Source organism: Haloferax sp. S2CR25 (assembly GCF_031624535.1).
GTDB classification, from domain to species: Archaea; Halobacteriota; Halobacteria; order Halobacteriales; family Haloferacaceae; genus Haloferax; species Haloferax massiliensis.
On record NZ_JAMQOO010000004.1, the window covers coordinates 242,134 to 263,179 of the forward strand.

Below are 21,046 nucleotides of genomic sequence, written 5' to 3' on the forward strand. Positions count from 1 at the left end.
CCCTTCGGCTCTCCCCCGCCCGACGACCGCTTTTCTCGACCGTTCCTCTCCCGCACCCACTCGGTAGAAGATACCGCTTCTGTACCATCGAATATCAACAATGATAGCTCGAAGCGTAGCGTTATACCGGCAATCGACGTGAGGTAGACGCATGGACCTGCTTTCGCGACTCGCGGCGCTGGTCCCGGGGGCCGGGGCTCGGACGCGGACCGACGGCGGCGCACAGGCGGACGAACGAGAGACGGTCGCGGCGGCGGCCGAGCAGTTGCACGCCGGTGCCCTGCTCGACGGCGTGGGGATGCCGGTGTTCGTCCTCGACGCCGACGGTCGAATCATCGCGTGGAACGCCCCGATTACGACGCTCACGGGCGTCCCCGCTGCGGAGGCGCTCGGGTCGGAACACGTGAGCGAACTGTTCTACCCGGACGGCCGGCGGGCGAAGACCCTCGCCGACAAGGTGCTCGACGACCCGCGGGGCGCCGACGTGGTCCACGGACTCGACGTGGTCGACGAGGGCCGCCGGCTCTACCGCGACACCAGCACGATGACGGACAGACACGGCGCGAAGCGGCACATCTCGTTCACCGCTCAACCGCTGTTCGAGGGCGACGAACTCGTCGGCGTGGTCGAGGCCGTCCACGACCGGACCGACGCGGTGGAGAAACAGCGGGCGTCCGAGGCGCTCGTCGAGGAGGTCTCGGCCACCATCGGGAGCCTCACCGCCGGCGACCTCTCGGCCCGGGCGTCGTTCACGGACGACCGCGGCGTCCTCGACGACGAGACGCTGGCGGTCGTCTCGGACCTCAACGAGATGGCGACCCGGTTCGACCGCCTCGCCAGCGAGGTCGACGCCACGACCGCCGACCTCGGCGGGGCGATTCAGCGGGCCGCGACCGCCGCGACCGACATCGAGTCGCAGGTCACGGAGCAGGCGGACCTCCTCTCGACGGGCGCGGAGGAGATGCAGGAACTGTCGGCCAGCATGGAGGAGATCGCCGCCACCTCAGACGAGGTCGCGTCGGCGGCGAACCAGGCCCGCGTGGCCGCCGAAAACGGCCACGAGGCCGGACAGAGCATCAGAACCGCGACCGACCAGGTCATCGATATCTCCGACGAACTGCTCGACAGCGTGACCGAACTGCAACAGCGCATGGGCGTCATCGAGGAGGTCGTCGAGGTCATCGCCGAAGTCGCAGACCGGACGAACCTGCTCGCGCTCAACGCGAACATCGAGGCCGCCCGGGCGGGCGAGGCCGGCGAGGGCTTCTCGGTCGTCGCCGACGAGGTCAAACAGCTCGCCAACCAGACCCACGAGCACACGGAGGAGATCGCCGACAGCATCACGGAGATTCAGGAACAGGCCGACGAGACGGTGCTGGCCTCCGAGCAGTCCCACGAGCAGATTCAGGTCGCCTCCGGCGAAATCGAGGACGTGCTCGCCTCGCTCTCCGAAATCGCCGACGCCGCGGATTCCGCGGCCAACGGCGTCACCGAGGTCGCCCGCGCGACCGACTCGCAGGCGACGAACATCGAGGAGGTCACGAGCACGATTCAGACGGCCCAAGAGCACGCGACCGCCGCCGAGTCGTCGACGACCGACATCACCGACGCGACGGCCGACCAGACGGTCGCGCTCGACGCGCTCGCCGACCGGGTGGACGCCCTCGTCGGCGGCGACGCCGCGGCGGTCGAGGAACTGGACGCGATGGACTTCGACGACGCGGTCGACGGCGCGGACGCCGACTCGGTCCGCGCGGCGACCGACGGCGGGTCCGACGACGAGTTCGGCGGGTTCCAGTTCGACCGGTAGCGCGACCGACTCGGAGCGTTCGACGACGCCGCGTTGGAGTTCTCTCCTCAGTCGAGGCTGATCGCGCAGCTCTCGACGTAGTCGATGTCCTCGATGGAGTCGACGCCGCCCTCGCCGCAGACGGGGCAGTCCGGGTTCTTCCGGTACGGGACCGTCTCGAACGTCATGTCCATGGCGTCGTAAAACAGGAGCCGCCCGTCGAGCACCTCGCCCTCGTCGAGCAGGAGCTTCATCGCTTCCGTCGCCTGAATACAGCCGACCGTTCCGGGGAGGACACCGAGGACGCCCGTCGTCGCGCAGTCGGGGACGGTCCCCGGCTCGGGCGCTTCGGGGAACAGACACCGGTAACACGGCCCCTCGGGGACGAGCGTCGTCGCCTGCCCCTCGAACTTGTATATCGCGCCGTGGACCAGCGGGATTCCCTCGAAGCGACAGACGTCGTTGAGCAGGTAGCGCGTCGGGAAGTTGTCCGAGGCGTCGACCACCACGTCCGCGTCGGCGACGATTTCGTGGACGTTCGACTTGTCCACGCGGGCCTCGACCGGTTCGACCGACACGTCGGGGTTGAGCCCGCGGACGAACGCGGCGGCGCTCTCGGCCTTCGGCGTTCCCACGTCGTCGTCGCGGTGGATGACCTGCCGCTGGAGGTTGCTCCGCTCGACCGCGTCGTCGTCGACGACGACGAGTTCGCCGACGCCGACCGCCGCGAGGTACTGGATGGCCGGCGCGCCCAACCCGCCCGCGCCGACGACGACGACCCGCGCGGAGAGCAGTCGCCCTTGCCCCTCCGGGCCGACCTCGTCCATGATGATGTGCCGCGAGTAGCGGTCCAACTGGGTGGCGTCGAGTGAGAGCGTCATATCCCGAGGTTGGCGTCGCCCCCGAATAAAGCCGCGGCACGGGCGCGCCCCGCGTCTCGACTCTCAGCCCGTCGTCGCTACCGCCGACGACATCGCCGGAAGCGACGCGCCTTTGGCGCTCCGCCCGCTCACGTCGGGTATGGTCGCCGAGACGACGCCCGACGAACTACGCGAGAGACTGGCCGACGACGACGAACTCGCCGTCGTCGACATCCGAGACCCCTCGTCGTACGCGTCCGGACACATCCCCGACTCGGAGAACCTCCCGGCGGCGACGCTCGGCCCCGAGGTGTTCGACCGCGAGTGGCCCGCCGAGGTCGTCGTCTCGTGTTACGTCGGCAAGAGTTCGAAGCAGGTCGCCTCGGTGCTCGACGACAACGTCGACGCCGACGTGTCCAGCCTCCGCGGCGGCTTCGACGCGTGGGACGGCGCGGTCGAAGACGGCTCCGCGGACGAGGGCGAAGCGGACCTCGGTCCCACGTCGCCGTTCTGACAAAATTTTATCAAGAGTCGCGTCGGAGTCCGGCGTATGGCTCTCCCTCTCGGATTGCTCCCCGTCTTCGTCCTCGCGCTGACCGTCGGTGTCGCCACAGTCGTGACGCTCGGCGCACACCTGTTGTGGCGCGGGTGGGACCGCCCGTTTCAGTTCGCCCTCCAGCGCGCGTTCTTCGCGGCGGGTGTGTTCTACCTCGGCGTGACCGTCGTCGTGTGGGTCGTCGCCGGCGGCAGTTCGATGTGGGAAGTCGCGGCGACGATTCTCGTCGCGGGCGTCGCCGCCGCCGGCGTGTTGTGGACGCTGCCGCTCCTCGTAGGACAGCGGCTCGTCGCCCGGTTCCAACAGCTCGACTCGGAGACTGCCCTTCGGTTTGCGACCTACGGGTGGCCGATTGCGATGTTGGTCGTCGCCACGCTCTTCGTCGCACCCGGTGGACTCACCGACGGCCACCTCTTTTCGCTCGGCGGTCCGCAGATGTGTCTCGTCGGATTCTGTGGCGTTAGCCGCGCCGTCGTCGCCGTCGTCGTTCTCCAAGTCGTCGTCGCACTCGTGGGACCGGGTCTCGTCGGTGCGGGACTGTACGCCACTCGATGGGACGCGCTATCGCTCGACGGTCGATAAAGAGAGAAAGTTGGCGCGGTGCGCGGGGCGTTACTTGCCGCGGCCGTTGCCGGAGCGGATGGAGGGACGGATGTGCTCCGTGCCCTTGCCGCGGTTCTGGAGACCGCGGTTCTTCTTGCCCGCGTTGGTGAGACCGCGGAAGGCGCGGCCGTCGTGGGTGTCGTCGCAGATCCAGTTGAGGTCGTCGTCGTTCTGGATGGCCGGGTGCTCGGGGTCGACGAGGATGACTTCCTGCCACTTCTGGGAGCCGTCCTGTCCGACGCCGTAGGAGTTCAGCACGCGCAGGTTGGGGTGCTTGCGCGAGGCGCGCTCCTCCGCGATGCGCGGGATGGACTTGCGGCGGCCGATGCGGTTGACGCCCTGGCGCTTCGTGCGGCGGCCGGCCTTGTGGCGCTGTTTGCGCGCGCCGCCCTTGCGGACGGAGACGCGGACCACGACGATGCCCTGCTTGGCCTTGTAGCCGAGCTCACGGGCCTTGTCGAGGCGGGTGGGGCGCTCGATGCGCTCGATAGCGCCCTGCTCGCGCCACTCCTGTTTTCGCTGCCACTGGAGTTCGGCCAGCTTGCCTTCCTTCGGGGTCTTCCACGCTTCCTTGATGTGGGAATAGAAGCTTCGTGCCATTGTGTATCACCGCGGGCGCTTGCGATTCAGTCCGTCGGGGAACTCCCCTGAGACCACATTTCGTCCCGTGCGTGACGGGTGCCCTCTGGCGTGCCCGCGTTGCCAGCGAGTTGGCGGATTTTCCCTATGGGGAGGGTTAAGAACTTCGGATTAACAGCGGGTGTGCGAACGAGAGCCAATGGTCGGCGCTGGCGAGGTGTCCTGTCAGCACATTATAATACGGCGGCGGTGTCGTATCGGAACGTGCCCTCTTCGGATACGCCTTCCACGCGGAAACAGGTCCTCGTCGCTGCCCTTCAGTGGGGTCTGGTGCAGGCCTTCGTCTTGGATACCCTCGGCGGACTCCTCGGGAACTACTACCGAGCGACGACAGCCGCGTTCTTTCCGCCCGACTGGGTGACGTCGATTCAGTTCGCCGCACCGCTCGGACTCGTCGTCGGCGCGCTCGGTGGGTACCGTTGGATTACGACTGGCCGGGGTTCGACGTCGCCGTCGGCCCACCGTCGTCGCGTCGTCTTCGTCGGGTCGTTCGTCGTTTGCTGGGCGCTTGCTATCGTCCCCACGATGGCGTTCCAGTTGCTGCTCGGCGAGCGGCTGTTTACGGTCCCGTTCTTCGTCCTTCCGACTCTCACCGCCGTCGCCGCATTCGGTGTCGCGCACCTGCTCGCCTATCGGGTCGACCGCGAGTGGTACCGTCGCCACCGCGGCAGGCTTCTCGGGTCGGCGAGGGGTGCTATCGTCGGGCTGATTCTCGGCATGGCCGGGTTCGCCGTCTACGGGAGCTACCTCGCGGCGACACGGACGAACTTCAGTCTCGACGGTGGGCCAGCAACTGTGGTGGCGACTTGTCTCGGCGCAGTTGCCGGCTACGCCCTCACCGACTCCGAACGCGGTGGGGACCGCGCGGCGGAGTTTCTCGTCGTCCTCCTGCCCTCGCTTCTCGTGTTGAGTCTCCTGATGGGACTCGTCTCGGCCGCGTTCACCGTACTCGGAGTGTCGGACCTCGTCTCCTCGTCCGCCACGTTCGTTCTCCCGGTTGTGTTCTCCCTCGGTTTGGCGAGTTATCTGACGTACCGGGCGGAGACGAGAGTCTACGGACGACTTGTTGGTCAGTGACGCGTACTCGGCGGTAGAGACCCCCAAACGGAAAGAGAGGCGCGCGTCGGCGGCCCGACGCCTATCCTTCCATCCCGCCGAACGACAGGCCACCTTCGATGTAGCGCTGTGCGAACAGGTAGATGAGCATGATGGGCGCGGCGAACGTGAGCGCGAACGCCGAGAACCGGGCCCACGGGATGGAGTACCGGCCGACGAGCGAGTACAGCCCGACGGGCAGGGTGTAGTTGTCCGTCGAAAGCAGCGTCTGGGCGACGACGAACTCGGTCCATCCGGTGAGGAAGGTGAAGATGAACACCGTCGCCAGCCCCGCCTTCGACAGCGGCAGGATGACCTCGGTGACGATTTTCCACGACGGCGCGCCGTCTATCATCGCGGCCTCCTCGTAGGAGACGGGAATCCCGTCCATGTACGTCTTCAGGAGCCACGTGTTGAACGGGACCGCGGTGGCGGCGTAGTACGCCGACAGCGCGAGCTTGTCGTCGTTGAAGCCGAACTGGACGAACAGGGCGTACAGCGCGATGAGGAGCGCGACGCCCAGCCCGCCGCCGATTTGGGTGAACAGGACGTAGCCGTACAGCACCTTCGAGCGGCCGATGAACTGCCGGCGCGACAGCGCGTACGCGCCGGGGACGATGAGACACATGGCGAGTATCACCGTCGGAATCGCCACGGTGAGGCTGTTGGCGAAGAACCGCTTGAACTCCGAAGTCTCCGTGACGCCGTACTGCGACACGTCGAGGAACGTCAGTTCGGGCGTCTGGAGGAACACCTCGTAGCCGCCGAGGCCGATGCTGATTCGGTAGCTCGGGACGATGAGGTCGCCGACGACCCAGAGGAACGGCTCGATGGTCGGGTCAGCCGGCCACAGGCGAATCCCGCTCGACGAGTACAGCGACGCGCCGGTGCCCGAGAAGGCTCCGACGGCGACCCAGTACAGCGGGAACAGCAGGAGCGCGACGACGACCGCGGCACCGAGGGTGACGCCGGCGGTCTTCAGCACGGTCGCGGGGCTGATGCGCCCCTCGCGGACGCCTTCGAGGGTGTACTTGGCGTCCTTGAGCGACTCGACGGGAGCCATCGCGGCGTTCCGCGCGTCGTCGGCGAGTTCGGCCGCGATGTCGGAGATGACGCTCATGCGTCGTCCACCCCGTCGGCGAGCTGTCCCTTCTTGACGTTCAGCATCATGAAGACGCCGATGACGGCCACGGCGACCAGCATGATGGCCGCGCCCTCGCCGTACTTCTGGAAGCGGAACGCCTCGCGGTAGCCGTAGACGATGAGGAGTTCGTTCGTCCGCGACGGCCCGCCCTGATTGAACACGTACGGGATGAGGAACTGCTGGAACGACGCCGCGGCGGTGAGAATCGAGGCGAACAGCACGGGGCGCTTGATAGAGGGGAGCGTCACGTGCAGGAAGCGGGCGAAGAAGCCCGCGCCGTCAATCATCGCCGCCTCGTGGAGTTCCTCGGACACGTCCTGGAGGGCGCTCACGGTGATGATGACCATGAACGGGTACGCCAGCCACGCCTCGGTGACGTTGTAGGCGAGGAAGGCCATCCAGCGGTCGGAGAGCCACGCGACCGAGCCGAGACCGGCCGCCCGGAGGAACTGGTTGGCGAGGCCGAACTCGGCCGAACTGAAGATGCCGCGCCAGATGGTGATGCTGAAGATGCCCGGGAGGCCGAGCGGGACGATGATGAGCGCGCGCATGAACCGCTTGCCGCGGACGCGCTTGCCCGTCACCACGAGACCGACGCCGAGACCGACGAGCACCTTGAGCGCGACCGACGTGGCGACGAACAGCCACGTCACGCCCATCGAGTTCCAGAACTGCCCGTCCGAGAGGACCCGAACGTAGTTGGCGAGACCGACCCACTGCTCTCTGCCCTGGAACAGCGTGGCCGGTTCCGCGTTGGTAAACGAGAGGTACACCAGATACAACACGGGAAACAGCATGAACGCGAGGAAGACGAACAGCCCCGGGAGCACCAAAACCAGGGGCAGGTCGTCCCTGCTCACCACCGGGCTGTCCGCGACGCGCTCGACGGCGCTGTCGACGACGCTCATCGTCCTTACTCCCAGTTAGACCGGATGTTCTCTTCGGCGCTCGTGAACGCGGCTTCGAGCTCCGCGTCGCCGTTTTTCACGCTGTTGAAGGCGTCTTCGAGCGGCCCCCACACGTCGCCCATGTTCGGGTGCGTCGGGATGGGCGTACCGAGCGAGACGGACTCCGAGAAGCCCCGGACGGCCTCGGGGAGGTCGTCGCTCGCGGCGAGTTCCTCGTGGACCGGGATGTAGCCGAACTCCTCGGCGTTCGCCGAGAGCACGTCCGTGTTCGTCGTGTACCACTCGGCGAACGCGCGGGACGCGGCCGCCGTCGCCTCGTCGCCCTCCAGCGTCGAGGTGAAGTAGAGCTGTTTGACCGTCGTGTACGGCTTGGGCTCCGCGTCGCCCTCGGGCGAGGGGAGCCGGGCGATGCCGGCGTCGATGTCGTTCGAGCGGACGTCGCCGAGGAACCACGGCCCGTTGATGGCGAAGGGCGCGTTGCCTTCGAGGAAGACCGCCGCCTGCGGGTCGTAGCCGGTGTCCTTCGGCTGGTACGGGACGAAGTTGTCGAGGATGAACTGGAACCCGTCGAGCGTCGCCTCGTTCGACAGGCCGAGTTCGACGTTCGACTCGTCGAAGTAGTAGCCGCCGAAGGCGTGCGCCCACGCGCTCATAAAGTAGGCGTCGAGCGGGTAGCTGAGCCCGTACATCCCGTTTTCGGGGTCGTGGTACTCCTCCATGACCGCCGTCATGTCGGCGACGGTCTCGGGCGCTTCGTCCACCATCTCGCGGTTGTAGATGAGGCCGACGGTCTCGGCCGCGTAGGGGAGCGCGACGGTCGCGCCGTCGAACTGGACCGCCTCCTGTGCGGGCTCGGTGTAGACCGAGAGGTCCACGTCCAACTGGTCGCTCTGGTCCGAGAGGAAGCCGTTCTGGTAGTACTCGCCGGTCCAGTCGTGGGCCCAGTCGAACATGCCCGCACCCTGCCCGGCCGGGATGGCGGAGGTCGTCTTCTTCCGGAGGTCGGCGATTTCGGCGGGCTTGGCCGTGTGGGTCGTCTCCGAGGTGAACGTCTCGGCGTTCGCTTCGAGCGCCTGTTTCTCGGCTTCCGCGCGCTGGTGCCAGAGCGTGAACGCCCCGCTCGGCCCCGCGGAGTCGGCGTCCGCCCCCGCGGTGGTCTCGTCGCCACCGTCGCCCTCCGCACCGCTCTGTTCGGGTGTCTGCGTCGAATCGGTCTCCGACACGCCCACGCAGCCCGCGAGTGCGCCGACGGCCGTCGTGCCTGCCAGTTGCTTCAGGATTGTGCGGCGGTTCATTGGCATAACGAATCTATGATGAACTATGTGTTCATATATTTAATAGTTCGGAATGACGCCCGCATTCGCGGCGAAAGTCGCCAGTTCGGCGAGCAGTGAGAACTTCGAGAACCGTCGATAGAAGGCGTCTCGTGGCATCGATAGCCGTTTGAAATTTAATACGAACTATTGCATCACAAATTCAGAAAATAGGAAAACGATTATGGACGATGGGGACAGACGGGGAGTAATGGCACGTCTCACGCTCGAAGCGCTTCGCAAGGAGTACGACCGGGGTCGCGTCGTCGCCGTCGAGGACCTCTCGCTCGACGTCGAGGACGGCGAGTTCATCACCGTCGTCGGCCCCTCGGGGTGCGGGAAATCGACGACGCTCCGCATGGTCGCGGGGCTCGAATCGCCCTCCGGCGGCGCGATTCGAATCGGCGGCGAGGACGTCACGGACCAGCACGCCCGCAAGCGCGACGTGGCGATGGTGTTCCAGAACTACGCGCTGTACCCGCACAAGACCGTCATGCAGAACATGGCGTTCGGCCTGCGGATGAGCACCGACCTCTCGAAGGACGAGCGCCGCGAGCGCGTCCGCGAGACGGCGTCGATGATGGGCATCGAGGACCTCCTCGACGACAAGCCCGACGAGCTTTCCGGCGGGCAGAAACAGCGCGTCGCGCTCGGCCGCGCCATCGTCCGCGAACCCGACGTGTTCCTGTTCGACGAGCCGCTTTCGAACCTCGACGCGAAGCTCCGAACCACGATGCGGACCGAGATTCAGCGCCTCCAGAACGAACTCGGAATCACCTCGCTGTACGTCACCCACGACCAGGAGGAGGCGATGACGATGGGCGACAGAATCGTCATCCTCAACGACGGGAAGCTCCAGCAGGTCGGCCGCCCGAAGGACGTGTACGAGAACCCCGCCAACGAGTTCGTCGGCGGCTTCGTCGGCTCGCCGTCGATGAACTTCCTCGACGTGTCGGTCGAACGCGAGGGCGACCGCCTCGCGCTCGTCGGCGACGGGGGCTTCTCGTACCGCCTGTCCGAGTCGTTCTCGGCGACGCTCCGCGAGGCCACCGACGCGACCGACCTCCGCGTCGGCATCCGACCTGAGGACGTACGCACGGCCTCGTCAGGCGCGAACGTCGTCGACTCGACCGTCGGCGTCGTCGAGCCCATCGGTTCGGACAACTACCTCCACCTCGACATCGGCCCGGACTTCATCGCCCGCGTCGACTCGGACGTCGAACCCGAGACGGGCGAGACGGTCGGCGTCACGTTCGACGAGTCGGACCTCCACGTCTTCCACCCGCGGACCGGCGAGTCGCTCCTCTCCCGCGAATCGAAGCGGCGGGCGGCCCCGACGCAGTAGTCGTGAAGAAGTAGTTCGCCGTTTTCTCTCGGTCCCCTCGCCGTTCGACAGCCGCGCCGCCGCCGACTTACATCCCGTCGAACGCGTCGTCGACGTCGAGCGTCGCCAGCGTCGCCAGCCGGAGCGCGTGCGGCCAGCCGAGCGGCGTCGCGCTGTCGGGCGTGCCGTCGTCGAAGAACTGCTCCGCGAGGTAGCCCCCGTCGGTGCACAGCGGGCCGTCGGGCAGGACGAGGTCGAGGAGCGCCCGGCCCTCGTCGGCGAACGCCCCCGCCCGGTCGTCGTCGTGGGCGGCCAGCAGGGCGGCGAGTTCGACGCCGGCGTTCGCGCCCCACGCGGTCGAGACGGTCCAAATCTTCTCCGAGGACTGCTCGCGCGTCCGCCAGTCGTCACCCTCGAAGCGGACGAGTCCCTTCACGTCGCTCTCGTCGGGGTCGTGCCAGAGCCCGTCGAAGACGGACTCGACGTGGCGGACGAGCCGGTCCAGTCGGTCGTTATCCACGGGTTCGAGTCGGTCGTAGGTCCGGTGGGCCGACGCGAGCGCGAGCGCGGCGGAGTCGTAGCGGTCGTCGAGTCCGCCGTCGGCGACGCGGAGCGCGTAACAGCCGCGGCCCTCGCTCCAGAGGAGGTCGATGCCCTCGTAGACCTCGCGGGCGCGCTCCGCGGCGCGGTCGGTCAGCGCCGAATCGAGGTCAGACAGCGCGAGTTCGGCGTAGGCTTCGAGGAACGTCGCCGCGGTGTGGCTGAACCTGCCGGTCATGTTCTCCCACGCGTTCTGGCAGTCCACGGGGAGGCCGTCGTCGCCGAGGGTGTCGTCGAGGCTGTCGAGGGCGAGCGCCAGCGTCCCCTCGATGTCGGCGCGGAGGTCGTCGTCGGCACAGCGGTCGTGGTAGGCCGCGAGGAAGGCGATGACGCTCCCGGTCTGGTCGGCCTGATAGTCGGCGTCGTCGCCGGATTCGAGGCGGGCGTTCGCCCAGCCGGGCGCGAGCGACCCGTCGAAGGGCCAGACGCGGTGGGGCCACGAGCCGTCCTCGCGCTGGGTGCGGCAGTAGGCGCGGGCGCTCCGCTCGTGCCACGCATCGAGGCCGAGGTCGAGTCGCTCGTCGGACTCGAAGAGGAATTTCGAGATTTCGGCGTCGTCGCGGAACCACGTGTAGCCGTAGCCGCCGGAGTAGGCGTAGTAGGGGTCGAAGTCGGGGCCGGCGATGCGGAGGCCGAGCGCCCCCGAAAGCAGCGAGAGCACGCGGACGTCATCTCGCATCGCGGCCGATTCGCGGTGGTCGGGAACCGCGCCCTCGACCTGTCCAGCGGCGCGCTCGCGGAGGTCGTCGAGGTCGCGCGCGACGAGGTCGCGGACGGTTTCGAGCGCCTCCTCGCGGTCCGTCTCGGTGTCGTCGGTGAGCAGGTGGCCGACCGCGGCCGCGCCCGCCTCGAACGGGACCGTCCCGACGATTGCGCCGCTCAGTTGGCCCTCCTCGTAGCAGTCGTCGGTGCGGGGCCGCGGCAGTTCGACCTCGCCCTCCGAGAGCAGTTCGTCGAAGCCCTCGGGAACCCGACCCTCGACGTGGTCGAACGCGGGCGACGACGCGAGGAAGTCGTGTTCCTCGGCGTGGTACGCCTCGACGGCGTCGCCGTGAGTCAGTTGCCCGACGAGCGTGTCGCGGCCGTCCGGCTGGAAGTGGACGAACGCGACGAGTTCCACGTCGGCGTCGGTCTCGAACCGACTGACGTGGCCGTCGCCGACCGCGAGGTCGTACTGGGTCACGTCGCCGTGGGGCGTCTCGTGGTCGGTGACGACGAGCGCGCCGTCGTCCGCGTACGACTGGCTCGCGCCCTCGTCGAACCAGTGGACGCCGGCCTCGTCGCCGACGGGACGGACGCCGAACCGGGAGCGCTCGACGCCCCAGAGCCCGGACAACGGGTAGCCGAAGTCGCGGAGCGAGCCGTCGGTCTCGACGTGGACCAACCGGCTGCCGAGGCCCGAAAACAGGCCGCTCGTCGTCCGTCGCTCGCCCGGGAACCGCGTCGGGTGGTCTGCGTGCCGCTTGTAGTCGGCCAGCGCGTCGCGTAGTTGCATCGCTGAGTCGTGGGGCCCCTGCAGATAATAATCTTGGTGTAATGTTCCTTCAAACTTTCATGCCGTTTCGAAACGGTAAGGGTCCCCCTCCCCCGAGGGTGGATATGCATCACCCCGGTCCGCCGCGAGTCACGACGGTCGGTCGTCCGGTCGAACTCGCTCCGAGAGCCCCGAAACGAGACGCAACGTACCGGTGGCGCGTCCTCGACGCGCCGGCCGAGAGCGCCGTCGCGGTCGGCTCCGGGCCGGTCGTCCACCTCGACCCCGACGTTCCCGGCACGTACCGCCTCGAACTCGACGCGCCGGACGACCGCCACGAACAGACCGTTCGCGCCTTCCCCGACGACCGCCGCCCGGCGACGATGACGGTCCCCGCGGCCGACCTCGAACCCGCGTCGCCCGACGAGGTGTCCGTCATCGGCCCGTTCAACGACCGCCTCGTCGGCCGCGACCGCCCGCGCCGCGCCGGCGACGACTACGCCCTCGACGTGGCGCTCCCGCCGGGCACGCACCCGTTCGGGTTCGCCCCGAACGACGACCTCGCGGAACAGGTCCGCGGCGAAGTCGCGGTTCCCGGACCGGGCCGCCCGCGGGTTCGACTCGACGCGCAGGAAGTTGCAGACGGAGACGAACTCGTCGTCGTCGCGGACGCGGAGCCCGCGCCCGACGCCGCGGAGGCGACGCTCGCCGTCGAGTTCCTGTTCGACGGCCGCGACGCGCTCGAACCGGGCGACTGCGAGATCGACGGCGACAGCCTGCGCGTGCCGGTCGAGACGCTCCGCGAGTCCGACTCGTCGGAACCGGTCCGCGTCCACGCCGTCGCGGTCCAGACGACGACCGAGTCGGAGGGGCCGTACGTCCGGCATTCGATTCTCGACACGCTGGTCGTGGACTCCGGGGACGCGGGCGGCGAACCCGGTTCCGGCCCCGCTGGCCTCGCCGTCTCGCGCCCCGGCGACGCGCCCGAGTGGGCCCACCACGCGACCGTCTACGAGGTGTTCGTCCGGTCGTTCGCCGGCGAGACGCCCGACCCGACGTTCGACGAACTCGCCCGGCGCGTCCCCTACCTCGACTCGCTCGGCGTCGACTGCCTGTGGCTCACGCCGATACTGGAGAGCCACACGACCCACGGCTACCACGTCACCGACTACTTCGAGACCGCCTCGGACCTCGGTTCGCGCGAGGACTTCGAGGCGCTCGTCGACCGCTGTCACGACGCCGGCATCCGCGTCGTCTTCGACCTCGTCATCAACCACACGTCGCGGGACCACCCGGCCTTCCAGTTCCACTCGACCGGCGTCCCCGGCTACGAGGACCACTACGCCCGCGTCCCCGAGCGCGAGGACCCCTCCGACGTCGACTGGGGCGGCCCCGGCGCGGCGGAACACTACTTCAACTGGACGCGCATCCCGAACCTCAACTACGACTCGCCCGCGGTCCGGTCGTGGATGCTCGACGTGGTCGCCGAGTGGGCCGGCGTCGTCGACGGCTTCCGCTGCGACGTGGCGTGGGGCGTCCCTCACGGCTTCTGGAAGGAGGTCCGCGAGCGGGTGAAGGCCGACGACCCCGACTTCCTGCTCCTCGACGAGACCATCCCGCGGGACCCCGCGTACCACGAAACCGAGTTCGACGCCCACTACGACACGACGCTGTACGGGGCGCTCCGCGAGGTCGGCGCGGGCGAGAAACCGGCGACGGCCATCTTCGACGCCGTCGCCGACGCCCGCTGGCACGGCTTCCCCGACGACGCCGTGCAACTCCGGTACGTCGAGAACCACGACGAGGAGCGCTACCGGAGCGCGGTCGGCGACGACGCGCTTCGGGCGGCCGCGGCCGCGACGTTCACGCTCCCCGGCGCGCCGATGATTTACTACGGCCAAGAGACCGGCGTCGAAACCCAGCGCGGGACGATGCGCTGGTACGACGCCGACAGCGACCTCGTGGGCTTCCACCGGCGACTCTCCCGCCTCCGCGACGCCCACGAGGTACTCCGCGTCGGCGGCGTCGAACCCGTCCCCGCCGGCGTTGCTCCCGCCGGAGACGGCGGCGTCGAGTCCGACCGCGTGGTCGCGTTCGCCCGCGACGACGGCACCGACCGATTCGTGGTCGTCCTGAACTTCGACGGGGAGCCGACGACCGTCGAACTCGGCGCGGACGTCGAGGGGACCGACCTCCTGACGGGCGAGCGAGTCGGCGCGAACGACGCGGTCGGGGACGACGGGGGCGTCCGCGTCACCGTCGCCGACGCGGTCGTGCTCCGCGCCGTCGGCGAGTCGAGCCATTAAGTACCATGGTCGATGACAGTCCGACCATGGACGACCGGGAACTCGCCGACCTCCTGAAGCAGTTCGGGCTCTCAGAGAAGGTCGTCGACACGTATCTGACCCTGCTCGAACTCGGGGAGGCGAAGGCGAGTCAGATCGCCGACGCGGCGGGCGTCTCCAAGCGCTACGTCTACAGCGTGAGCAAGGAACTGGAATCGCGCGGGTTCGTGGAGATCAACGACCACGTCGTGCCGACCACGATTCGGCCGCTGCCGCCGATGGAGGTCATCGAATCGCTCTCCGAGAGCGTCGAGTCCATGCGCCCCGCGCTGGAGGAACGCTACACGGCCACCGCCCGCGACGAAGAGCGCTTCGAGGTCATCAAGTCCCGCGTGACGGTGCTCAAGCGCATCGCCGAGCTCGTCGGCCGCGCCGACTCCGAAATCACGCTGTCGCTCCCCTACGACGTGCTCGGCGAGGTCGAAGACGAACTCCGCGCCGCCCGCGAGCGCGGCGTCCTCGTCTCCCTCGTCGTCAGCGGCGTCGAACCGCACGACGACCTCGCGCTTGACGGCGCGGCCTCGCTCGTCCGCGTCTGGCACGAACTCATGCCCACGATGCTCACCGTCGACTCGCGGACGGGACTCATCTCCCCCGGCGAGATGGTCGCCCGGTCGAACTCCGAGTCGCAGGCCATCGTCTTCGCACAGCCCCACCTCGGGCCGGTCATCGTCGGCTCCTTTTTCGGGAACTACTGGCCGATGGCCGCCGAGGCGTACACGACCGACCCCGACCCGCTCCCGGCGACGTACCACAACTTCCGCCACGCCGTCCTGCAGGCCGCCCTCTGCGACCGGGCGGGCATCGACCTCGACGTGACCGTCCGCGGGCGGATGGTCCACACCGACGGCCCGACCGAACTCCGCGGCCGCGTGGTCGATATCCGTCAGGGCCTCCTCGAACCCGCGAACAACTCCTTCCCGGTCGAGAACGCCTTCGTCATCGAGACGGCCGAGGGGACCTACAGCGTCGGCGGACAGGGCGCGTTCGTCGAGGACTTCGAGGCCGACTCCGTCGAGTTCGCGGCCGTCGAGTAGACCGACCGCCCCCGTTTCCGAGACGCCAGCGCCGCCGGCCGTGCGGTGCGTTCGCAGGCCCGCCACCGAATTATTACGTGGGCCTCTCGTTTGACGCTCATGGACCGCGACGGAGCCCGTCGCCTCGCCGCGCGGACGCTCGCCGTCACCCGCGAGAAGAACGTCACGGTGACGGCCGCGAGTCTCGCGTACTACGCGTTCAACTCGCTCGTCCCGCTGGCGCTCCTGCTTTTCGTCCTCGTCACGACGTACGGCCGGGTCGAGTCCCTGCTCCCCACGTTCGAACTGCTCCTCGGCCTCGACCTCTCGCAGTTCGAATCGACGCTCAGACAGGTGAGCGGGCAGTCGGCCGGGCGATTACGCGCGGCGGCGCTCGCCCTCGGCATCTTCCTCTGGAGTTCGTTCCGGCTGTTTCGGGGGATGGACAGCGTCTTCAGCGAGGTGTACGGCGCGCGAAAAGAGGTCTCGATGCTCAGGCGGTTCCTCAACAGCGCGCTCGTCATGGCGACGGTCGCGGTCGGCGTCGGCGTCATCGCCGCCGTCGGTCTCGTCGTCTCTTTCCGCGTGACACAACTGCTGTGGTCGGTCGCCGCGCCGATTCTCCTGTGGGTGGTGCTCACCGTGCTTTTCGTTCCGATGTACGCGCTGTTTCCGGGCGTCGACGTCGCCCCGCTCGAACCGGTTCCGGGGGCCGCGCTCGCGGCGCTCGGCTGGACGGCGTCGCTACAGGTGTTGCGCGTCTACTTCGGCGTCTCCCAGAGCATCGAACTCTACGGTGCCGCGGGCGGCGTCCTGCTCGTTCTGACGTGGCTGTACGTCGGCTCGCTGGCCTTGCTCCTCGGCGTCGTCGTCAACGCGGTGCTGGCGAACCGGGTCGACGCCGACGCCGACTGGTATCCCGGCGACGAGGCGACAGACGACGCTAACGGTGGCGCCTAGGCTCGAAAAACGTGTTCGGTCGTCCCTACAGCAGGAACGTGACGATGGCCAGCACGAGGAAGACGACGACGAGGATACGCGCGACCTTCATCGACAGCCCGGCGACTCCTCGGAAGCCGGCGAGTCCGGCGACGATAGCGAGTACGAAAAACACGATACCGTAGTAGAGGAGACCGCCGCCGCCGGCCTGCAGCGGCGCGGAAGCGGGCATGCCGAGCGCCGCGAGTGACGCGAGCGTCATCGACCGGCGGTGGGCGACGTCCCCCCGCGTTTCACCTCCCGCACGTGTGCGACGGGTTTCGGCGGCTTCGGAGCGCGAGCGTCTCCGGTCTCGTCGGCATGAACTGTGTGTCTCATCGCGGTCGTGATTGCCGCCCGCGCACAATGAGGCCGGTCCCTGCATTGGCAAGGCTCGGTCCATCGCGGGGCGTGCTTCGCCGACGCCGACTTAGCGGCGGTTCAACGCTTCGGTGGCGAGTTGCGCCGCGAATCCGGCGCTGCTCCACCGGAGCGAGAACGCTCCGGCAGCCACCAATAGCACTCCCCGTTTGGTTCGCCCCTTCGTCAGCGCTCTGGCCCCCGCGACGACCGAGGTCACCGCGCTCAGCGCTTTCGTCCACTTCGAGTCCAGCAGTTGGTGTCCGATCACGCTCTGAACGAGTATCCGAAGCGGTGTAAGCGGCGGGCTTGCGCGTGCCCCGGGCCGCCCGCTGGGCGCGCCGCCCGCAGACAAATGTACCACGCTCGCCTATCCACCGCTATGGCAACTATCGTACGGGGAGCGATCCCGTCCGAAGAATTCGCGTTAGGTCACACGCTCTCCGCGCTTCCGGACGTCGAAATCGAGTGCGAACGCATCATCGAAAGCGGTGAACACACCGTGATGCCCCTGGTGTGGATTCGTCACGCCGACCGCTCGGACATCGACGACGCCCTGCGGGAAGACCCGTCAGTCGACGAAGTCACCTGTCTCTCCGAGTTCGACGACGAATTCCTCTACCGGATGGCGTGGGTCGACCACGTTCACCTGCTCCTGCAGATGATAACGAACTCTCACGCGACGATTCTCGACGCGTACGGCTGGGGCGACGAGTGGCAGTTCCGCGTACTCTACCCGGCTCGCGACGACTTCGCGCGAACGCACGACTTCGCGGCGGAACACGGGCTGAGATTCGAAGTCGAGTCGATTCGAGAGATGGACGCCGAACCGGCCGGCCGGTACGGCCTCACCGAAAGCCAGTTCAAGGCGCTCGTGACGGCGGCGCAGGAGGGCTACTTCGAAGTCCCCCGACGAGTCTCGCTCTCCGAACTGGCCGACAAGATGGGCGTCTCGCACCAGTCGCTCTCCGAGCGACTCAGACGGGGGACAGATGCGCTCGTCGAAGACTCTCTGCTCATCGGGTCGGTCCCGGACGACTTCCGGGACTGAGACGCCGGAACCCGAATTTCATATCGCAGTATGTGGTTTATTTTCACCCGTCGAGCGGTCTCCCAGCGGTCGAGACCGGTAGCTGACGCTCGTACGGGTGGAAACCGGGTCGTCGAGCGAAAGGCCGTCAGGCGTGGGCGGTGACGCTCTCGAACTCGTGTTCGGCGATGGCGGCCGACAGCGCGTCGATGTCGACGTCATCGGGCATCTCGGCGGGGTACTTGCGGCGGAAGTAGCCGACGATGTTCTTCGCGTCGCGCGCGAGGAGCTCGCGGGCGTTGTCGTGGTCGGTCGGGACGGCCTGCGGCCAGTCGAAGACCGTGATACCCTGTTCGCCGACCGCGACGTTGTACTCGGACATGTCGGCGTGGACGTAGCCGGCTTCGTAGGCGTCGGCCATCTCGGAGAGAATCAAGTCGAGGACGCCCGTCACCTGCTCGGGTTCGAGTTTCGCCTTGGCGAGTTCGACGCCGTCGAGCTTCGCCATGATGATTGCGTGGCGGTTGTGGTCGACGGGACGCGGGACCGACACTTTCGGAAACAGCGTTTCGAGCGCCTCGTACTCGCGTTCGGCCGCCTTGCGAGCGGTGTAGAGCCACGAGACGTGGTTGTTCTCGGAGGTGTAGTCGCGCTCGCGGCGCACCTCGCGGAAGTTGGTGTACCCCTCGCGGTGGAACTTGAGCGCCAGCGGCTTGAACGACTGCACCTCGAACACGTCGCTTTCCTTGCCGACGCCGAGCGGCGCGCCGAACCCCTGGATGGTGTCTCGCTGGGCGAACGTCCGGAGGGCGAGCGCGTCGTACCCCTCGACCGTGAGCTTGTACCCCTCGTACTGGATGGTCTTGCGCTCGACGAGCTCGCGGGTCATACAGCGGTCGATGCGGTAGTCGACCTCCTCGGCGGTCAGCCCCGAGTTCTTCGGGAGCTTCCCCCGGTTGACCCACTCGCTGAAGCGCATGCCCTGCTCGACGCCCGAGAGGAGATAGAAGTCCTCGGGTTCGAGTTCGGCCATGACGCCGGCGACGTTCCGTACCATGCACGTCCGTCCGTCGGCGAGGCGTAAAAGGCCCGCGAGTCGGCGAACGTCGCCCGCGATAAATCTCATGTGACGATACGAAATCGGGTGTGGCGACTCGCGGAGTGTCGGAAGATGGTGCTGGCGGTCGGCGTCTCGCGTCAGAACTGACCGGAGAAGTTGCTACGGAGAGGTGGTCTACCTATCGCTCGGGACCGTTAGTAGTCCGCGAAACTGCCGTTACAGAGACACCTGCTCACCGTCCTCGGGGACGAGGACGTTCTCGGTCTCCGCTCGCAGTTCCTCACGAGAGAGCAGACAGTGATTGATGGCTTCCATGTGGACAACTGCCACGGTCGCATCCGTGGCCTCCCGGACGGCCGCGATGTCCTCGACACCCATCGTGATTGGTTCGCCTTGGTCGAACTGTGCTTCCCCACCGTTGAGGACGACCATCTCAGGTTCGAACCGGTCGAGCGCTTCCGCTACCGGGTCGTACCAGATGGTGTCCCCGGCGATGTACAGCGATTTCTCGCCCTCGAAGACGAACCCGGAGACCGGACCCATCCCCTCGGCGAGTTCGCCGTGGCCGTGCTGGCCCGGCGTCCGGTGAATCGTCACCCCGTCGAACGACGTCTCGTCCTCGACGGGTCGCACGTCGGCGAAGCCCTCGTCACTGAACGCGTCTGCGTCCTCTGGTTGGCAGAACAGCGGCACGTCCGAATCGAGTTTCTCTCTGGCTGCCTCGTCCCAGTGGTCGGGGTGGCGATGCGTGACGACCACGGCGTCGTAGTCGAGTTCGACGTCCGGGAGCGGCACCAACGGATTTCGCTTCTGATTCGCCGTCGTGAGGAACTCGGGCACCGCCGGATTGTCCGTCACCGTCGGCATCTCGCCCTGCGGCGTGAACATGGGGTCAACGAGGAACGTGGTGTCATCGACCGTCGCAAGCACCGTCGCGTTTCGCACGAGTCGTACGCGAATCTCGGAGTCGCTTGTCATACGCACCTTGCTTGGGGAGTTGACCGGTTACGATTTGTTCTGAAATATTCCAACTCCCTCGGGTCGAGTGTGGTGGCGACTACTCGATGAATTCAACGTCTCCGAGGTCGAGGGACGTGTCGATATCGACCGTCATCGAATCGGCGGCGAACTGTTCGGCGAGCCACGCCTCGGCCCGGTTGAGTCGATACTGGAGCGTGGAACTCGGCACGCCGATTTCCTCGGCGATTTCGCTAACCGAGGCCTCTCGGGGTTCCTCGTAGTAGCCGTGAGTGAGTGCGGCTTCCAGTGCCGTCTTTTGCGCTGTCGTAAGGTCGTTCTGTGTTCGTCCGTCTTCGAGCAGGCAGGGCGGTTCGCCGAGTCGTTCGACCGTCAGCGAAAGTCCGTCCCGGAGATTCGCTCGAACCTCGTCGTGTAAGGCTCCGAGCGAGCCGTCGACGAGGAGGTTCCAGCGGAACTGGTCGCGGTGGCGTTCCGACCGCAGTATCACTCCCTCTCCGAGGTGGTTCGCGGCGGCGGTTGGGATCGACCGTCGGTCGTCGCCTTCCCGCTGGAGCGAGTAGATTTTCCGCGATTCCGGGTTCGACGAGAGAATCTCGCACCTGTACTCGGTGATCGGTGCGCCGCACATCCCAACCAGACTCGAATCTTGGGCGACCCGTTCGAGGCGCTCGTCGTACTCGTCGAGGCCGGACGGTGTGCCGACGAGTTTCTCGACGCCCCATACTGCCTCGCTGGTCGCTTGTACCTGCATCGACCGCGCGTACAAATCGGGGTGCTCGATGAAGGCGTCCATCAACGGGTCGACCCCTCGTTCGTACTCGACGGTGAACACGACCTCGCGCATTGTGGGATAGTTCCGCTCAGAGGGTATAACCACTCGGACTGGCCCCGACTCCAGAACCGCTCTTCTGGTCGGTTGTACGTCTCCCGAGCGGCCGATTCAGTCAGCGAACCCGAAAATAAGTCACTCC

19 protein-coding genes are annotated in these 21,046 nt (G+C 67.4%); 9 read left to right on the forward strand and 10 right to left on the reverse strand.

Annotated features, from left to right (window positions below; all coding sequences use genetic code 11):
• Window positions 1–151: 151 nt before the first annotated feature.
• On the forward strand, window positions 152–1,810 hold the full coding sequence (locus tag NDI65_RS12195; protein ID WP_089779341.1) for a methyl-accepting chemotaxis protein: 1,659 nt from the start codon (window positions 152–154) through the stop codon (window positions 1,808–1,810).
• Window positions 1,811–1,857: 47 nt separating this feature from the next.
• Here NDI65_RS12195 and moeB read toward each other — a convergent pair whose 3' ends face one another.
• Entirely contained in the window at window positions 1,858–2,670 is an 813-nt protein-coding gene (gene moeB, locus NDI65_RS12200) for a molybdopterin-synthase adenylyltransferase MoeB (RefSeq protein ID WP_089779339.1), read from the reverse strand.
• Between the two features lie 139 nt (window positions 2,671–2,809).
• Here moeB and NDI65_RS12205 point away from each other — a divergent pair, with 139 nt between their 5' ends.
• Together NDI65_RS12205 and NDI65_RS12210 are read left to right on the forward strand one after the other, a co-directional pair.
• Window positions 2,810–3,163: a rhodanese-like domain-containing protein gene (locus NDI65_RS12205; protein ID WP_089779337.1), complete on the forward strand. Its 354-nt coding sequence runs from the start codon at window positions 2,810–2,812 to the stop codon at window positions 3,161–3,163.
• Between the two features lie 36 nt (window positions 3,164–3,199).
• On the forward strand, window positions 3,200–3,787 hold the full coding sequence (locus NDI65_RS12210; protein WP_089779334.1) for a hypothetical protein: 588 nt from the start codon (window positions 3,200–3,202) through the stop codon (window positions 3,785–3,787).
• 30 nt (window positions 3,788–3,817) lie between these two features.
• On the opposite strand, the gene NDI65_RS12215 is transcribed toward NDI65_RS12210, so the two are convergent.
• On the reverse strand, window positions 3,818–4,408 hold the full coding sequence (locus NDI65_RS12215; protein ID WP_089779332.1) for a 50S ribosomal protein L15e: 591 nt from the start codon (window positions 4,406–4,408) through the stop codon (window positions 3,818–3,820).
• A gap of 243 nt (window positions 4,409–4,651) precedes the next feature.
• Here NDI65_RS12215 and NDI65_RS12220 point away from each other — a divergent pair, with 243 nt between their 5' ends.
• Window positions 4,652–5,524, forward strand: a complete 873-nt coding sequence (locus tag NDI65_RS12220) for a hypothetical protein (RefSeq protein WP_089779331.1) — start codon at window positions 4,652–4,654, stop codon at window positions 5,522–5,524.
• Between the two features lie 61 nt (window positions 5,525–5,585).
• On the opposite strand, the gene NDI65_RS12225 is transcribed toward NDI65_RS12220, so the two are convergent.
• Genes NDI65_RS12225 through NDI65_RS12235 form a run of 3 tightly spaced genes read right to left on the reverse strand, consistent with a single transcriptional unit; the run spans window position 5,586 to window position 8,889 of the window.
• Window positions 5,586–6,662: an ABC transporter permease subunit gene (locus tag NDI65_RS12225; RefSeq protein ID WP_089779329.1), complete on the reverse strand. Its 1,077-nt coding sequence runs from the start codon at window positions 6,660–6,662 to the stop codon at window positions 5,586–5,588.
• The gene (locus NDI65_RS12230) at window positions 6,659–7,594 is read right to left on the reverse strand and encodes a sugar ABC transporter permease (protein ID WP_310893691.1); all 936 of its coding nucleotides are present in this window, start codon (window positions 7,592–7,594) and stop codon (window positions 6,659–6,661) included. The genes NDI65_RS12225 and NDI65_RS12230 overlap by 4 nt, the downstream gene beginning before the upstream one ends.
• Window positions 7,595–7,599: 5 nt before the next feature.
• On the reverse strand, window positions 7,600–8,889 hold the full coding sequence (locus tag NDI65_RS12235) for a substrate-binding domain-containing protein (protein ID WP_089779325.1): 1,290 nt from the start codon (window positions 8,887–8,889) through the stop codon (window positions 7,600–7,602).
• 229 nt (window positions 8,890–9,118) lie between these two features.
• On the opposite strand from NDI65_RS12235, the gene NDI65_RS12240 reads away from it, so the two are divergent.
• Complete coding sequence (locus NDI65_RS12240; protein WP_089779323.1) at window positions 9,119–10,252, forward strand: ABC transporter ATP-binding protein; 1,134 nt, start codon at window positions 9,119–9,121, stop codon at window positions 10,250–10,252.
• Between the two features lie 67 nt (window positions 10,253–10,319).
• Here NDI65_RS12240 and NDI65_RS12245 read toward each other — a convergent pair whose 3' ends face one another.
• The gene (locus tag NDI65_RS12245; RefSeq protein WP_089779321.1) at window positions 10,320–12,326 is read right to left on the reverse strand and encodes a glucan 1,4-alpha-glucosidase; all 2,007 of its coding nucleotides are present in this window, start codon (window positions 12,324–12,326) and stop codon (window positions 10,320–10,322) included.
• A gap of 104 nt (window positions 12,327–12,430) precedes the next feature.
• Between NDI65_RS12245 and NDI65_RS12250 the strand changes: the two genes are divergently transcribed.
• From NDI65_RS12250 to NDI65_RS12260, 3 genes are all read left to right on the forward strand, one after another.
• The gene (locus NDI65_RS12250; RefSeq protein ID WP_089779940.1) at window positions 12,431–14,611 is read left to right on the forward strand and encodes an alpha-amylase family glycosyl hydrolase; all 2,181 of its coding nucleotides are present in this window, start codon (window positions 12,431–12,433) and stop codon (window positions 14,609–14,611) included.
• Between the two features lie 5 nt (window positions 14,612–14,616).
• Window positions 14,617–15,687, forward strand: a complete 1,071-nt coding sequence (locus tag NDI65_RS12255) for a TrmB family transcriptional regulator sugar-binding domain-containing protein (RefSeq protein ID WP_187367421.1) — start codon at window positions 14,617–14,619, stop codon at window positions 15,685–15,687.
• A gap of 99 nt (window positions 15,688–15,786) precedes the next feature.
• Window positions 15,787–16,626: a YihY/virulence factor BrkB family protein gene (locus NDI65_RS12260; protein ID WP_089779318.1), complete on the forward strand. Its 840-nt coding sequence runs from the start codon at window positions 15,787–15,789 to the stop codon at window positions 16,624–16,626.
• Window positions 16,627–16,651: 25 nt separating this feature from the next.
• Here the strand turns inward: NDI65_RS12260 and NDI65_RS12265 are convergent, their stop codons facing one another.
• Entirely contained in the window at window positions 16,652–16,867 is a 216-nt protein-coding gene (locus NDI65_RS12265) for a DUF1328 domain-containing protein (protein ID WP_209446888.1), read from the reverse strand.
• A gap of 519 nt (window positions 16,868–17,386) precedes the next feature.
• Between NDI65_RS12265 and NDI65_RS12270 the strand changes: the two genes are divergently transcribed.
• Window positions 17,387–18,055 (forward strand): helix-turn-helix domain-containing protein, encoded by a 669-nt coding sequence (locus NDI65_RS12270; protein WP_089779314.1) that lies wholly within the window; start codon window positions 17,387–17,389, stop codon window positions 18,053–18,055.
• A gap of 127 nt (window positions 18,056–18,182) precedes the next feature.
• On the opposite strand, the gene NDI65_RS12275 is transcribed toward NDI65_RS12270, so the two are convergent.
• From NDI65_RS12275 to NDI65_RS12285, 3 genes are all read right to left on the reverse strand, one after another.
• Window positions 18,183–19,091 carry a serine/threonine-protein kinase RIO2 gene (locus NDI65_RS12275; RefSeq protein ID WP_089779312.1) on the reverse strand — a complete coding sequence of 303 codons (909 nt, stop codon included), beginning with the start codon at window positions 19,089–19,091 and terminating at the stop codon, window positions 18,183–18,185.
• Between the two features lie 219 nt (window positions 19,092–19,310).
• Window positions 19,311–20,072 carry an MBL fold metallo-hydrolase gene (locus NDI65_RS12280; RefSeq protein ID WP_310893692.1) on the reverse strand — a complete coding sequence of 254 codons (762 nt, stop codon included), beginning with the start codon at window positions 20,070–20,072 and terminating at the stop codon, window positions 19,311–19,313.
• 79 nt (window positions 20,073–20,151) lie between these two features.
• Window positions 20,152–20,919 carry a helix-turn-helix domain-containing protein gene (locus NDI65_RS12285; RefSeq protein WP_089779309.1) on the reverse strand — a complete coding sequence of 256 codons (768 nt, stop codon included), beginning with the start codon at window positions 20,917–20,919 and terminating at the stop codon, window positions 20,152–20,154.
• Between the last annotated feature and the right edge of the window lie 127 nt (window positions 20,920–21,046).

Coding starts and splice junctions, on each gene's coding strand:
- NDI65_RS12230 (WP_310893691.1), bottom strand. CDS start 7,594: ATGAGCGTCGTCGACAGCGCCGTCGAGCGCGTCGCGGACAGCCCGGTG.
- NDI65_RS12280 (WP_310893692.1), bottom strand. CDS start 20,072: ATGACAAGCGACTCCGAGATTCGCGTACGACTCGTGCGAAACGCGACG.
- NDI65_RS12265 (WP_209446888.1), bottom strand. CDS start 16,867: ATGACGCTCGCGTCACTCGCGGCGCTCGGCATGCCCGCTTCCGCGCCG.
- NDI65_RS12240 (WP_089779323.1), top strand. CDS start 9,119: ATGGCACGTCTCACGCTCGAAGCGCTTCGCAAGGAGTACGACCGGGGT.
- NDI65_RS12275 (WP_089779312.1), bottom strand. CDS start 19,091: ATGGTACGGAACGTCGCCGGCGTCATGGCCGAACTCGAACCCGAGGAC.
- NDI65_RS12260 (WP_089779318.1), top strand. CDS start 15,787: ATGGACCGCGACGGAGCCCGTCGCCTCGCCGCGCGGACGCTCGCCGTC.
- NDI65_RS12215 (WP_089779332.1), bottom strand. CDS start 4,408: ATGGCACGAAGCTTCTATTCCCACATCAAGGAAGCGTGGAAGACCCCG.
- NDI65_RS12255 (WP_187367421.1), top strand. CDS start 14,617: ATGGTCGATGACAGTCCGACCATGGACGACCGGGAACTCGCCGACCTC.
- NDI65_RS12210 (WP_089779334.1), top strand. CDS start 3,200: ATGGCTCTCCCTCTCGGATTGCTCCCCGTCTTCGTCCTCGCGCTGACC.
- NDI65_RS12245 (WP_089779321.1), bottom strand. CDS start 12,326: ATGCAACTACGCGACGCGCTGGCCGACTACAAGCGGCACGCAGACCAC.
- moeB (WP_089779339.1), bottom strand. CDS start 2,670: ATGACGCTCTCACTCGACGCCACCCAGTTGGACCGCTACTCGCGGCAC.
- NDI65_RS12195 (WP_089779341.1), top strand. CDS start 152: ATGGACCTGCTTTCGCGACTCGCGGCGCTGGTCCCGGGGGCCGGGGCT.
- NDI65_RS12205 (WP_089779337.1), top strand. CDS start 2,810: ATGGTCGCCGAGACGACGCCCGACGAACTACGCGAGAGACTGGCCGAC.
- NDI65_RS12270 (WP_089779314.1), top strand. CDS start 17,387: ATGGCAACTATCGTACGGGGAGCGATCCCGTCCGAAGAATTCGCGTTA.
- NDI65_RS12225 (WP_089779329.1), bottom strand. CDS start 6,662: ATGAGCGTCATCTCCGACATCGCGGCCGAACTCGCCGACGACGCGCGG.
- NDI65_RS12285 (WP_089779309.1), bottom strand. CDS start 20,919: ATGCGCGAGGTCGTGTTCACCGTCGAGTACGAACGAGGGGTCGACCCG.
- NDI65_RS12250 (WP_089779940.1), top strand. CDS start 12,431: ATGCATCACCCCGGTCCGCCGCGAGTCACGACGGTCGGTCGTCCGGTC.
- NDI65_RS12235 (WP_089779325.1), bottom strand. CDS start 8,889: ATGAACCGCCGCACAATCCTGAAGCAACTGGCAGGCACGACGGCCGTC.